Annotated in this window: 12 protein-coding genes; 9 read left to right on the top strand and 3 right to left on the bottom strand. The window is 73.2% G+C overall.

Annotation, left to right across the window (positions count from 1 at the left end):
- Window positions 1-19: 19 nt before the first annotated feature.
- From ACFWYW_RS05420 to ACFWYW_RS05405, 4 genes are read left to right on the top strand one after another with little or no spacing between them, the layout of a single operon-like run.
- The gene (locus ACFWYW_RS05420) at window positions 20-982 is read left to right on the top strand and encodes an acetylxylan esterase (protein ID WP_379613784.1); all 963 of its coding nucleotides are present in this window, start codon (window positions 20-22) and stop codon (window positions 980-982) included.
- A 9-nt stretch (window positions 983-991) separates the two neighbouring features.
- The gene (locus ACFWYW_RS05415; RefSeq protein WP_379613786.1) at window positions 992-1,747 is read left to right on the top strand and encodes an SDR family NAD(P)-dependent oxidoreductase; all 756 of its coding nucleotides are present in this window, start codon (window positions 992-994) and stop codon (window positions 1,745-1,747) included.
- Entirely contained in the window at window positions 1,735-3,516 is a 1,782-nt protein-coding gene (locus ACFWYW_RS05410; RefSeq protein ID WP_379613788.1) for a heparinase II/III family protein, read from the top strand. Before ACFWYW_RS05415 ends, ACFWYW_RS05410 begins: the two co-directional genes overlap by 13 nt.
- Complete coding sequence (locus ACFWYW_RS05405; RefSeq protein ID WP_379613790.1) at window positions 3,513-4,097, top strand: hypothetical protein; 585 nt, start codon at window positions 3,513-3,515, stop codon at window positions 4,095-4,097. The genes ACFWYW_RS05410 and ACFWYW_RS05405 overlap by 4 nt, the downstream gene beginning before the upstream one ends.
- Here the strand turns inward: ACFWYW_RS05405 and ACFWYW_RS05400 are convergent.
- Window positions 4,094-6,097 carry a hypothetical protein gene (locus ACFWYW_RS05400; RefSeq protein WP_379613792.1) on the bottom strand — a complete coding sequence of 668 codons (2,004 nt, stop codon included), beginning with the start codon at window positions 6,095-6,097 and terminating at the stop codon, window positions 4,094-4,096. The two genes, ACFWYW_RS05405 and ACFWYW_RS05400, sit on opposite strands and share 4 nt — an antisense overlap.
- A gap of 86 nt (window positions 6,098-6,183) precedes the next feature.
- Between ACFWYW_RS05400 and ACFWYW_RS05395 the strand changes: the two genes are divergently transcribed.
- Window positions 6,184-7,239, top strand: a complete 1,056-nt coding sequence (locus ACFWYW_RS05395; protein WP_379613794.1) for a LacI family DNA-binding transcriptional regulator — start codon at window positions 6,184-6,186, stop codon at window positions 7,237-7,239.
- On the opposite strand, the gene ACFWYW_RS05390 is transcribed toward ACFWYW_RS05395, so the two are convergent.
- Entirely contained in the window at window positions 7,211-7,615 is a 405-nt protein-coding gene (locus ACFWYW_RS05390; RefSeq protein WP_379613796.1) for a hypothetical protein, read from the bottom strand. The genes ACFWYW_RS05395 and ACFWYW_RS05390 overlap by 29 nt on opposite strands.
- A 538-nt stretch (window positions 7,616-8,153) precedes the next feature.
- Here ACFWYW_RS05390 and ACFWYW_RS05385 point away from each other — a divergent pair.
- From ACFWYW_RS05385 to ACFWYW_RS05375, 3 genes are read left to right on the top strand one after another with little or no spacing between them, the layout of a single operon-like run.
- Window positions 8,154-8,846, top strand: coding sequence for a pyrimidine reductase family protein (locus tag ACFWYW_RS05385; RefSeq protein ID WP_379613798.1), 693 nt, complete (start codon window positions 8,154-8,156; stop codon window positions 8,844-8,846).
- Window positions 8,847-8,850: 4 nt separating this feature from the next.
- Window positions 8,851-9,987 carry an ATP-dependent DNA ligase gene (locus ACFWYW_RS05380; RefSeq protein WP_379613800.1) on the top strand — a complete coding sequence of 379 codons (1,137 nt, stop codon included), beginning with the start codon at window positions 8,851-8,853 and terminating at the stop codon, window positions 9,985-9,987.
- Between the two features lie 26 nt (window positions 9,988-10,013).
- Window positions 10,014-10,364 carry a hypothetical protein gene (locus tag ACFWYW_RS05375; RefSeq protein ID WP_379613802.1) on the top strand — a complete coding sequence of 117 codons (351 nt, stop codon included), beginning with the start codon at window positions 10,014-10,016 and terminating at the stop codon, window positions 10,362-10,364.
- A 7-nt stretch (window positions 10,365-10,371) separates the two neighbouring features.
- Here ACFWYW_RS05375 and ACFWYW_RS05370 read toward each other — a convergent pair whose 3' ends face one another.
- On the bottom strand, window positions 10,372-11,079 hold the full coding sequence (locus tag ACFWYW_RS05370) for a polyphenol oxidase family protein (protein WP_379613804.1): 708 nt from the start codon (window positions 11,077-11,079) through the stop codon (window positions 10,372-10,374).
- Between the two features lie 49 nt (window positions 11,080-11,128).
- Here ACFWYW_RS05370 and ACFWYW_RS05365 point away from each other — a divergent pair, with 49 nt between their 5' ends.
- Window positions 11,129-12,562, top strand: coding sequence for an aldehyde dehydrogenase family protein (locus ACFWYW_RS05365; RefSeq protein WP_379613806.1), 1,434 nt, complete (start codon window positions 11,129-11,131; stop codon window positions 12,560-12,562).
- Window positions 12,563-12,616: the final 54 nt, after the last annotated feature.

Below are 12,616 nucleotides of genomic sequence, written 5' to 3'. Positions count from 1 at the left end.
GATTTGGAGAGGATTGCCCGTGCTCGTGGACATGCCGCTCGACCGGCTGCGCGACTACCGCCCGGAACCCGAGGAGCCCGCCGACTTCGACGCGTTCTGGAAACGCACGCTCGACGACTCCCCGGCCGGAGCGGAGTTCACGCCGTGGGCGGGCGGCCTGGCCACGGTCGAGGTCCTGGACGTGACGTTCAGCGGGTGGGCCGGGCAGCCGGTCAAGGCCTGGCTGCTGCTTCCCCGTCATCGGACCGCGCCGCTGCCCGCCGTCGTGCAGTACATCGGGTACAACGGGGGGCGCGGCCTGCCGTACCAGTCGCTGGCCTACAGCGCGGCCGGGCACGCCCACCTGATCATGGACAACCGCGGCCAGGGCGGCGGCGGCAAGGCCACCGCCGACACCCCGGACGTGCACCCGGCCGGCCACGGCTCCTCCGCGCCCGGTTTCGTCACCCGCGGCATCGAGGACCCCGAGCACCACTACTACCGGCGGCTCATGACCGACGCGGTCCGCGCGGTCGACGCGGTCAAGGCGCATCCCGACGTGGACGGCTCACGGGTCGCGGTGGCCGGGGGCAGCCAGGGCGGCGGGCTGGCGCTGGCCGTCGCCGGGCTGCGCGACGACGTGGCGGGGATGCTGGCCGACGTGCCGTTCCTGTGCCACTACCGGCGCGCGGCCGAGATCACCGACAACGGCCCCTACGCGGAGATCCGCCGCTGGCTGAGCGGCCACCGCTTCGCCGCGGAGACGGCCTTCAGCACACTGTCCTACTTCGACGGCGTCAACTTCGCCGCCCGCGCCTCCTGCCCCGGCTGGTTCTCGGTCGGGCTGATGGACAACGTCTGCCCGCCCTCCACGGTCTACGCCGCCGTCAACCGCTACGCCGGTCCCGCCTCGATCGAGGTGTACCGGTACAACGGCCACGAGGGCGGCGCCGAGTACGACCTGCCGCGCAAGTTCGCGGCCCTGCGTTCCCTGTTTTCCTAAGGAGTTCTGATGAGTACTGACCTGCTTGGCACCCGAGCCCTCGTCACCGGCGCGGCACACGGCATCGGCGCCGCCATAGCGGTGGCGCTGGCCGAGGCCGGGGCGGACGTGGCGGTGCACTACGGGCGCTCGGCGGGCGCGGCGGACACCGTGGCGCGGGTGGAGGCGTTCGGCCGCAAGGCGCTGGCCGTCCAGGCCGACCTGACCTCCACGGAGGAGGCGGGCCGCCTGGTCGGCGAGGCGGTGGCGTTCCTGGGCGGGCTGGACGTCGTGGTGTGCAATGCCGGGCATCTGGTGGGACGGTCTACCGTGGCCGGCATGTCCGACGAGCAGTTCGCCGCCACGCTCGACGTGAACCTGGGCGCCACCTTCCGCACCTGCCGCGCCGCCGTACCGCACATGGGCGCGAAGGGCCGCATCATCACGATGTCCTCGCTGGCCGCCCACAACGGCGGCGGCCCCGGCTCGGCGGCCTACGCGGCGGCCAAGGCCGGGGTCATCGGCTTCACCAAGGCCCTGGCCAAGGAACTCGCGCCCCAGGGCATCACCGTGAACGCCCTCGCCCCCGGCTTCATCGGCCAGACCGCCTTCCACGACACGTTCACCTCCGCCGAGGCGCGCTCGGCCATCGTCGGCGGCATCCCGGCCGGCCGCGAGGGCGACCCCGCCGACGTGGCCGCCGCCGCCGTCTACCTGGCCGCGCCTGGCAACGGCTTCGTCACCGGCACCACGCTCGACATCGACGGTGGCGTATGGCCCCGCTGAACGCGCCCCGCCTGCCACGCGAGCGCGGCGGCTGGTGGCACGCCTACGTCTGCGGCGTGCACGGCGTCGAACTCGCCCACGACGGCCTGCTGTCGGGCGCGTTCCCGCCGGAGGGGGCGCGCTGCCCGTACGGCTGCCGCGTGGACACCCCCGCCGTCCGCGGCGCGTGGGCCGCCCTGGCCCACCAGGCGTGCGCGCGCCGCATCCGCCTGCTCGCCGCCGTCTCCCCCGCACAAGCCCTCCCCTCACTGATCGAGTACGGCCGGCGGTACACGGAACTCACCTCCGGCGGCCGCCACGAACAGGCACAGCCGTGGATGCTCCGCGGCCGCATGTTCCACCAGGCGCTCAGCGAGGCGATCTGGGCGGTCTCGCTCGGCCACGCCGCCTGGACGCTGGCCGAACACGACGTCCCCGGCCTGGACCCGCTCCTCCCCCTGCTGGACTCGCTGCAACGGGCGGCCCGCGAGGCCCGCGCCACCCTCGTCGCCCAGGACCGCTTCACCTCCAACTACACCGCCTGGCTCAACGCCGCCGGCGCCGTCACCGCCCACGCCGCAACCCTCATCCGCACCGGCCCGGCGGACGCGGGCGGCTCGGCGGGCGCGGGCTGGCTGGACGGTCCGCATGGGCTGCACGCGCATGCCCTGGCGGCCGTCGCGCCGGACGGCTGGGAGTGGGAGGCCTCGACCTACTACCACGGCTTCGTGCTGCGGGCCTACCTGCTGCAGTTGCGCGGCACCCGCCCCGGGGACCTGCCGGACGCGGTCGCCGCCAGGCTGCTGGGCATGATCGCGGCGCTGGCCGGGACGGCCTCACCCGGCGGGGTGCTGCCCGCGCTGCACGACGGCCCCTACGACCGGCCCGCCACCGCCGCCGAGCACGCGGAGCTGGGGGTTCTGGCCGCCGGGTTCGCCGCGCCCGACCATCTGGCCGCCGTCACCGCCCGCGCCGTGGCCGACGCCGGGCCCGGCCATGACCGGCTGGAGTCCTACCTTTCCGGGTGGTTCGCCGGGCCGCCGCGCGCGGCCGTACCGCCGGGAACGCGTTTCCCCGACGCGGGCCTCGCGGTGCTGCGGGCGGGTGGCGTGCACGCCGTGCTCGACTACGGCCCGCACGGCGGCAGCCACGGACACCACGACAAACTCGCCCTCTACCTGTACGGCGAGCACACCCCCTGGCAGCCCGACCCCGGCCAGGTCCCCTACGCGGAGGACCGGTGGCGCGCCCACTTCGCCGGGCCCGACGCCCACCCCGCCCCCGGCCTGCCCGGCGCGGAACCCGCCGAGACCACCGGCACGCTGGACGCCGACGAACCCGCCCGGGTCACGGCGAGCTGCGACGACGCCTATCCGGATGTGCGCCTCACCCGGACGGTGCTGACCGGCTCCGGCTACCTGGCCGACCTGTGCGCGCTGGCGCCGAAGGCGGACGAGCCGGTGGTGCTGCGGTTGCGGCCCGGGGTGCCGGTGGAGGCGGCCGAGGGCGGCGGCGTGGTCACGACCGTGTGGCGGGGCGAGGAGGTACTGCGCGGCCGGCACGTGGCCGACGTCCCGGCCGTGCTCTCGGCCTTCCCCGCGCCGGGCCTGGCCGACGACCCGCAGCGGTCCCGCACCTGCCTGGACTGGGCGGCGCGGGGTCCGGTCACGTTCTGCTCGGTGTACCAGGCGGAGGGGGCGGAGCCCGCGGTGCTCGGCGTGGCGGTGGCGGACGGCGTTCTCCGGGTGACGCTCACGGGCGGAACCGTCGAGGAGCACCTGCTGCCATGAGCGGGCGGCGGTGGGATCAGGTGATGGTGCGGTGGCTCGGGTATGCGACCGTGCCGGCGTTCGCCGGGGCCGCGTTCTGCCTGCTGGCGCTGGGGGTGGTGACGTGGCTGCCCGCGCTGGCCGCCGCCGCCTCGGCGTTGCGGGCCTGGCGGGAGGAAGGCGAGCACCGGGTGTTCACCGGGGTGCTGCGCGCCTTCCCCGGCTACCTGCGGCCGCTGCTCGCGCACGCGCTCGCCTCCACCGCCGCCCTTGCGCTGCTCGGCGCGAACGTGCTGTTCCTGCTGCGGCGGCCGGGCGAGCTGGCCGGGCCGCTGCTGTGGGGGCAGCTCGGCGTCCTGGCCGCCGCGCTCGTCTACCACGTGCACCTGGCCGTGGCCGCCGCCCGCGCACCCGGCGCTGGGGTCCGTGCGTGGGCGATGACGGCGCTGCGCGGGTTCGGGGCGCCGGGGCCCAGCCTCGCGATCCTGGGGGCGGCGGTGGCGGCGGGCATCCTCACGATCGTGCTGCCGTTCGGGCCGCTGCTGTACGGGCCCACCGTCCCCCTTCTGCTCGCCCTGCATCTCGGCGCCGGGCGCGGTTAGGGCCAGTCGACCACGCCGGTCCACGGGCGCGGCGACTCGTGCACCGGCTCGCCGTCGCGCCGGACGCTGACCGCCTCCACCAGCGCCGCCCTGCCGCCGGAGACGATGACCGCCGCCGCCTCGGCCTCGATGCCGGCCGCCGTGATCTTCCGCTCCGCGGGCGACAGCAGGACCACCTCGCCGCCGAACGACAGCGCCGTGCCGTACCCGCTGTCGAGGGGGAGGCGCGCGGACGTCGGCGGGGCGGGGTTCAGGGCGGCGGACGGCTCGATCGTGTGCAGGAGGCACGCCTCCCGCACCCGCGCGGTCGTGGTGCGGACGGTGTGCAGCGTCTTCACGATGCGCAGGCTCGGCGTGGAGGAGGTGGGGTTGGCCTCGATCTCGGTGACGTCCCGGGTGACCTCGACGGGCTCGGGCGACAGGCGGCGTACCCAGGCGAGGGCGGGTCCCGAGACCAGCGCCAGGTCGGCGGCGCCCGGATCGGCGGGCCAGTCGGTGTGCAGGAGCATGGTCCAGGCGCGCGGCTCGGCGGCGGCCAGCGTGTCGAGCAGCACGGTACGGCCGCGCGGAGTGACCACGAGCGTGCGGTCACAGCGCAGCACGCCGAGCTCCTCGGGGAACATCATCGCCGTCGAGGAGGTGGCGTGGGCGAAGCCGTCAAGGGCCAGCACGTCGCGCATGCCGGGCACGCGGTCGTCGGGCAGGTCCTTGTAGACGTGGTAGCGGCCCTCACCCGCCCAGCCCGAGCCGTCGACGAGCACGAGGTTGTGGTGGGCCGCCCGCTTGGCGTTGCAGTATCCGTCGTCGACGGCGAGGAAGGCCCCGTGCGCGGCCAGCACGAACGAGCCCGCGTCCGGGTGGTGGTGTCCCGCGCTCAGCGTGTCCCAGCCGCGCTCGTCGCGCAGCCGCCGCGACTCCCGCCACGCGCGGTGCCCGCCGCCGGGCGCGGACTTGAAGCTGAGGTACGCGGCGTCGCCGGCCCAGCTCGTCCGCGTGGTGAGCTGGCCGAGGTCGGGGAAGTAGGCGCCGGTCTCCCGCGGCGGCTCCGGAGCGACCGACGGGTCGTACCAGAGGAGTTCGAGGTAGGCCTCGGGCATGATGCCCGGCTTGACGCCCGACTCGTAGGCCTCGCGCCACAGGAAACGCTCCGACACCAGGTCGGCCAGCCAGCGCGCGCGGCCGTCGCGGTAGACGGCGGCGAGCTTGTGGTACAGGGCCGGGCTGTGGCCGCTGCGGCGGTCGTGGCAGTCGCCGTGGTCGGCGTTCTCCTCGAATCCGGGCGCGCACTGGTGCAGCCGCCAGCCGAAGGTGTTGCGCAGGAAGCCGCCGCGATCCCACAGGCTCACGCCCTCCAGGCGTTCGACCAGGTCGGCGTGTACGGCCAGCCACGGCACGCCGTAGCGCCAGTAGACGACGCCCTCGCTGTCGGAGCCGTCCTCGGGCAGCAGTTCCAGGACGGTCTCCAGGTTGCGCCGGGCACGGGTGGTCCAGGCGGGCTCGTCCAGCAGGTACCCGGCGGCGGCCAGGCCCGCGTGGCAGATCCAGTTGTGGTTCTGCCAGTAGCTGGAGGACCACCAGCCGCCCTCGCTCGCGACCGCGTGGTCGTACAGGCGCCGGCCCTGCAGGCGCAGCTTGGCGCGCAGCGCCTCCAGGCGGCCGGGGCCGAGGTCGTCGCCGAGCCAGCCGCAGGCCATCGACAGCCCGTGGAGCAGCCAGCCGGCGTCCAGATCGTGGTCGGGCAGGTGCGCCTTGCCCCAGTGGGGATAGGAGATCGCGGTCGAGATCCAGCGCCAGGCCTCCTCCAGGTACGCGCGGTTGCCGGTCAGCCGGTAGGCCAGGGCCAGGTTGGCGGCGGCGGGGCCGAAGTAGGTGATGCTGGCGCGCGGGTGCTCCGCGGGCGGCCGCTGGCGGCGGTACCAGTCGCACTGCTCGTGCAACCGGCGCCACTGCGCGGCGTGCGTCGTGGTGAGCAGGTCCCTCAGGCCGTCGACGGGAAACACACGACCTCCTTGTGCAACGTTTTACCGACGCTTCACCCTAGACCATGGGCAGCAGGACTCTCCAGCGGGGCGCTACAATGACCGCCATGAGCGGTGCAACGATCCACCAGGTAGCGAAGGCCGCGGGCGTCTCCCCCAGCACCGTGTCCAACTTCCTCAACGGCCGCCCCGGCCGCATGCTGCCGGAGACCAGGGCCAGGGTCGAGGAGGCCATCAGGCACCTCGGCTACCGGCCCAACCGCGCCGCGCGGCAGTTGCGTACCGGGCGCGTCCAGGTGGTCGGGCTGGTCGTGCCGTCGGTGGCGAACCCGTTCTGGGGCGCGTTCGCGCTCCACCTGGAAGGGGCCGCTCTGGCCGCCGGGTACCACGTGCTGCTCTGCAACAGCGCCCGTGACCCCGAGCGCGAGCGCGCCTACATCGACGAACTGTGGGCCGACGGCATCCGCGGCGTCGTGCTCTGCTCCTCGCTGCCCTCGCTCGACCACGTGCTGCCCCTCGTCGAGCAGGGGCTCAACCTGGTGGCCTTCGACCGCACCGCCCAGGCGGGCGACCCGTCCCGCATGGTCAACATCAGCGTCGACAACGTCATCGGCGCCCAGCTCGCCACCCGCCACCTGCTGGAGCTCGGTCACCGCAGGATCGCGTTCGTCTCCGGCGCGCTGCGCAGCGTCAACCGGCGCGAGCGCTTCCGCGGCTTCCGCGACGCCCTGGAGAGCGCCGGGCTCTCCCCCGACGACGCCATCGTGTGGTCGGGCGCCGCCGACGAGCCCTACGGCGACCTCGACGTCGCCGGGCTCGGCCGGCGCGCCGCCGCCGACCTGATGCGCGAGGACGACCCGCCCACCGCGATCGTCGCCATCAACGACATGTGCGCGCTGGGTGTCAGCGCGGGCGTGCGCGACGCCGGGCTGCGCGTCGGCCAGGACGTCTCCGTCGTCGGCTTCGACGACATCGTCCTCGCCGACCTGGCCGCGCCGCCGCTCACCACCGTCCGCCAGCCCATGGCCGACATGGCCGCCGCCGCGTTCACCCATCTGCGCGAGTGCGTCGAGTCCGACGAGCCGGCCACCGGCCGCTCGCTGCTGATGCGGCCCGAGCTCGTGGTCAGGGGCTCTACTGGCCCCGTGCCACCGCCGCGGTGAGCAGCACCAGCACGAACGTCGTCACCCCCGCCACCCCGTGCAGCAGCACCGCCAGCACGGGCAGCCGCCGCTCCGCGCCCTTGGCGTGCCGGCCGCCGCCGAGCCAGCGCGTGAACAGCGTGAACCCCAGCAGCGCCGCGCCCGCGAGCACCCCGAACGCCGCCCAGGCCAGCACCCGGTTCCCGGTGAGCAGGAACGCGACCCAGCAGGCCAGCGCGCAGATCGCGAGAGCCGGATGGGAGAAGATCAGCGCCACCGGGAAGCGGGTGACCTTCGTCGCCTGTTGTCGCAGGCCGCCGCCCGACAGCCAGAGGTAGAGCAGGTAGATGCCGACGATCGCAGTGAACAGCCATGTCACGACAGTGACCAGACCCACCGGGCCTCCTTGTAGTCCCCACGCCCTATCGCCACGTTAAGCACAAGACATCACGTACGTCTTTCAGATCCACGAAAGCGCTATATCCTCCACCAACCACCCACCCGACCCGTCCTGCGCCATTCCACCCTGCTCTTTCCCGCCCGCCCGGCACACCCCCTTCCCTTGCCCACGCATCCCGGCCCACCACCTCCTGGCACACCGACTCTTCCCAGCGCACCGGACACACCCGGCTAACCCCCTCCCCCACGGCACCCAGACCCGCCGTCTCCCGCACGCCCGTCTCCCCACCGCTCTCGCGCGCACCCCCACCCAGGTCCGCCTCCCCACACGGCCTCCGCCGGGCACGTGTTGTTCGGGGCGACCACCCCTCCCGAGCGCTTCTCGGCCCACGGTGCCCGGCTCCCGGAAGCCCCACTTCTGGGTGCCGGTCCTTTCCCGCCCTGGGTGCTCCGGGTGGCCGGGCGTTTCGCCGCTCCTGCCCGCAGGGCAGCGGTGGCGGGGGCTGGTTGTCGGGGGTGTGTGCCAAGGTAGAGGGGTGCGTCGCATTCACCCGGACACCCATGACAACCCCGACCTGGTCCAGGCCTACGCCTACCCGGAGGGCCGGCCGTGGCTGCGGGTCAACATGGTGGCAAGCGCCGACGGCGCCGCCTGGCTCAAGGGCCTGTCCGGGGGGCTGTCGAGCAAGGGCGACCGCCGGGTGTTCGGGGTCCTGCGCGGGCTGGCCGACGTGATCCTGGCGGGCGCCGCGACCGTCCGCACCGAGGGGTACGGCCCCGCCAAACGCAGACCCGGCAGGGAGGTCCCCCCGCCGATCGCCGTGATCACCCGCCGGCTCGACCTCGATCTGGGCAGCCCGTTGTTCACCGAGGCCGAGTCGCCCACGATCGTCATCACCTGCGAGGCGGCCCCCGCCGACCGGCGGGCCGCGGCGGGCAGGCAGGCCGAGGTGATCCTGGCGGGCGCGGACCGGGTCGACATGCCGCTGGCCGTACAGGCGCTGCGTGAGCGTGGCCTGGACCGGATCCTGTGCGAGGGCGGGCCGCGGGTCAACGCGCAGCTCGCGGCGGCCGACCTGATCGACGAGTTGTGCCTGTCGGTGAGCCCGCTGCTGGTCGGCGGCACGGCGGCGCGCATACTCAACGGCGAGAGCGCGAACTGCGGTCTGACACTGGCCCAGGTGCTCGAGGAAGACGGCGTGCTGTTCAACCGCTATGTGAGGGAGTGAGCCGATGGAGGAGCCCACCGAGATCCAGCTCGACCTGCCGGTGCTGCCGCCGGTGCCGCCGATGCTGGCCAAGGCGGTCAAGGCGATGCCGAAGCAGGACGGCGGCCTTTTCTACGAGCCGAAGTGGGACGGCTTCCGCTGCATCATCTTCCGCGACGGCGACGAGGTGTTCCTGGGCAGCCGCAACGAGCGGCCGTTCACCCGGTACTTCCCCGAGCTGGTCGAGGCGGTGAAACGCGAGCTTCCCGACAAGTGCGTGGTCGACGGCGAGATCGTGCTGATCCATGACACGCACCTCAACTTCGAGCAGCTCCAGCAGCGCATCCATCCGGCGGCCTCGCGGGTGAAGATGTTGTCGGAGACGACTCCGGCCTCGTTCATCGCCTTCGATCTGCTGGCGCTGGGCGAGGAGTCGCTGATGGAGACGCCGTTCGCCGACCGCCGCGCCCGCCTTGAGGGGATATTTCCTGACAAGGGGCAGACGGGCGCCATCCGCCTCACCCCGGTCACCAGGAACGACGAGCAGGCCGGCGAGTGGTTCGAGATGTTCGAGGGCGCCGGGCTCGACGGCATCATCGTCAAACCCGGCGACCAGCCGTACATCCCCGACAAGCGCACCATGTTCAAGGTCAAGCACGAACGCACCGCCGACGTCGTCGTGGCCGGATACCGCGAGCACAAGACGGGCCCGATCGTCGGCTCGATCCTGCTCGGCCTCTACGGTCCCGACGGCAAGCTGCACCACGTGGGCGTGGCCGCCTCGTTCCCCATGGCGCGCCGGGCGGAGCTGGTGGAGGAGCTCAAGCCGTACCTCGCCCAGCTCGGCGAGCATCCGTGGGGCGCGTGGGCCGACCAGGCGATCCTTCAGGCGCAGGAGGGCGGCCCCGCCGCCACGCCCGCGCGCGGCGGCCAGCGCATGCCCGGCGCGGTCTCGCGGTGGAACGCCAAGAAGGACCTGTCGTTCATCCCGCTGCGGCCGGAGCTGGTGATGGAGGTGGCCTACGACGCGATGGAGGGTGACCGGTTCCGCCACACGGCCCAGTTCCGGCGCTGGCGGACCGACCGGACACCCGAATCCTGCAATTACGAGCAGCTTGAAAGACCTGTTGCCTATAACCTCGACGACATCCTTGCCCGCTGACCCCCAAAGCCGTTATATCTCGACATATGAGCACCGGCGATGACGTACGCGCGGCAGTCTCGGCCCGCCGCGACCTCGGACCCGAGTACGAGGACGCGGTGGTCGAGTCCTTCATCGACAAGATGAGCGCCGAGATCGATCGCAGGGTCGACGAGCGCGTCGCCAGGCTGCCCAGCGCCAAGCAGGTGGCGCGCCAGAGCAGCGTGTCCGACGCCATGCGGCTGGCGCTGGCGATCGTCTCGCTGGTCCTGGGCACCGCCGCCACCATCGTCCTGCTGGCCCTCGACTCCAGCACCAACGGCCTGGTGCCGATCTGGGGCGGCCTCGCGCTGGTCAACTGGGCCTTCGCCCGGGGACAGGGCGGCCGCAAGAGCTGACCCGGGCTCACTCCAGCCAGACGAGCCCGGCGAACCGCCCGGCGACCTGCTCGCGCCGGTGGGAGTAGAGGTCGCCGGTCTCGATCGTGCAGCGCGCGTCGTGGCGCACCTCGCCCACGCCCGCCGCCTGCAGTTGCGCCTTGATGCCCGCGGGCAGGTCGAGCGCGGGCGTACCCCAGGAGGTCGTGGAGTGAGTCTCGGGTACGCGGCCCGCCACCCGCGCGCGCAGGTCCTCGGGCACCTCGTAGCAGCGCCCGCACGCCCCCGGCCCGATCAGCGCCACCATCCGCGCGGCCAGCGCCCCCTTGTCCACCATGGCCCGCACCAGCGCGCCCGCGATCCCGGCCTCGGTGCCGGGCCGGCCGGAGTGGGCCGCCCCGACCATCCGCGCCACCGGATCGGCCACCAGCACGGCCGGGCAGTCTGCCCCGAGCGCGGCCAGCGCCAGGCCGGGCTCGCCGGTGAACACGGCGTCCACCGGCGGCGGATCGTCCCCGAAGGGCTCGCCGACGTGGACGACGTCCGCGCCGTGCACCTGCTTCATGAAGACGATCCCGCGCACGCCCAGCTCGGCCGCGAGGCCCGCCCGGTTGGCCAGCACGGCCTCGGGGTCGTCGCCGACCAGCCCACCGAGGTTGCGCGAGGTGTACGGCGGGGCACTCACACCGCCATGGCGGTCGGTGACGGCGGCACGGACGCCGGGAGCCAGCTGCATGGCGGCCATCCTATGGCCACTGATCCCAACCAAGCATATGCTTGGTCTCGTGATTGACTACCGCAACCTTATCGGCGGAAAGCTCGTCCCCGCGGCCGACGGCAGGACCCTCGACTCGGTCAATCCGGCCACCGGAGAGGTATGGGCCCGCATCCCCGCTGGCGGGAAGGCCGACGCGGAAGCCGCCGTCGCCGCCGCCAGGAAGGCGCTGCCCAGATGGTCCGCCCTGCCCGCTCTGGGCCGCGCGCACTTCCTGCGGCAGGTGGCCGAGATCTTCACCCGGCACACCGAGGAACTGGCCACCCTGGAGACCACGGACAACGGCCGCATCCTGCGCGACACCCTGAAGCGAGACCTGCCCGGCATGGCCTACCTGTGGCAGATCGCCGCCGGCCAGTGCCTGGAGGCGGTCAAGGGCGACACCGTCATCCTCGGCCCCGACGCGCTGGGCATGACGCGGCGCGAGCCGTACGGCGTGGCGGTCTGCATCATCCCCTGGAACAGCCCGATCTCGACGTTCTCCGCCAAGGCCGCCTTCGCCCTCGCCGCCGGCAACACGGTGATCGTGAAACCGGCCGAGCAGGCGAGCGTCTCGGTGCTGCGGCTGGGTGAACTGCTGGCCGAGGTCTTCCCGCCCGGCGTGCTCAACATCGTCGCCGGCATGGGCGAGGACGCCGGCGACGCGCTGGTCCGCCACCCCGGCGTCAACAAGATCAGCCTCACCGGCTCCACGGAGACCGGCCTGGCGATCACCAGGGCGGCCGGCATCAAGCCGATGACGTTCGAGCTCGGCGGCAAGTCCCCGAACATCGTCTTCCCCGACGCCGACCTCGACAGGGCGGCCGAGGGCGTGACGGTCAACTCGATCTACACGGGCAACGCCGGGCAGGTCTGCGTCGCCGGCTCGCGTATCCTCATCCACCGCTCGATCTGGGACGAGATGCTCGCCCGCATCACCGCGGCCGCCAGGGGCGTCATCCTCGGCGACCCGCTCGACCTGGCCACCACGATGGGCCCGATCGTCTCGGCCGGCCAGTACGAGCGGGTGGCCTCCTACCTGGAGATCGCCGAGAAGGAGGGCGCGGAGCTGGTCTTCGGTGGCCTGACCGGCGCCGACGTGGTCCCCGCGCTGCCCGGCGGCTACTGGGTCTCCCCCACGCTCTACACCGCCGGGGACAACGCGCTGCGCGTCTGCCAGGAGGAGATCTTCGGGCCGGTGGCAGTGGCCATGCCGTTCGACACCGATGACGAGGCGCTCGCCATCGCCAACGACTCCGCGTACGGCCTGGCCGCCGGCGTCTGGACCCGCGACCTGGCCCGCGCCCACCGGTTCGTCCGCGACCTGCAGAGCGGCACCGTCTGGGTGAACACCTTCCGCCAGATGCCGCCCGGCCTGCCGTTCGGCGGGGTGAAGGACTCGGGCTACGGCCACGACGCCGTCCTGGAGTACACCAGGGAGAAGGCGGCCATCATCCAGACCTAGGAGTGACGCGTTTCACTTCGGTCACACTACTTGACTCCAGGTCCAATAGTTCGC

Origin of the sequence: Nonomuraea sp. NPDC059023 (assembly GCF_042740095.1) — a bacterium.
Lineage (GTDB): Bacteria > Actinomycetota > Actinomycetes > Streptosporangiales > Streptosporangiaceae > Nonomuraea.
The sequence above is the reverse complement of the archived record's forward strand: the minus strand, read 5'-3'. Positions and strand labels throughout refer to the sequence as shown.

Coding starts and splice junctions, on each gene's coding strand:
- ACFWYW_RS05370 (WP_379613804.1), bottom strand. CDS start 11,079: ATGCAGCTGGCTCCCGGCGTCCGTGCCGCCGTCACCGACCGCCATGGC.
- ACFWYW_RS05415 (WP_379613786.1), top strand. CDS start 992: ATGAGTACTGACCTGCTTGGCACCCGAGCCCTCGTCACCGGCGCGGCA.
- ACFWYW_RS05375 (WP_379613802.1), top strand. CDS start 10,014: ATGAGCACCGGCGATGACGTACGCGCGGCAGTCTCGGCCCGCCGCGAC.
- ACFWYW_RS05405 (WP_379613790.1), top strand. CDS start 3,513: ATGAGCGGGCGGCGGTGGGATCAGGTGATGGTGCGGTGGCTCGGGTAT.
- ACFWYW_RS05395 (WP_379613794.1), top strand. CDS start 6,184: ATGAGCGGTGCAACGATCCACCAGGTAGCGAAGGCCGCGGGCGTCTCC.
- ACFWYW_RS05380 (WP_379613800.1), top strand. CDS start 8,851: ATGGAGGAGCCCACCGAGATCCAGCTCGACCTGCCGGTGCTGCCGCCG.
- ACFWYW_RS05410 (WP_379613788.1), top strand. CDS start 1,735: ATGGCCCCGCTGAACGCGCCCCGCCTGCCACGCGAGCGCGGCGGCTGG.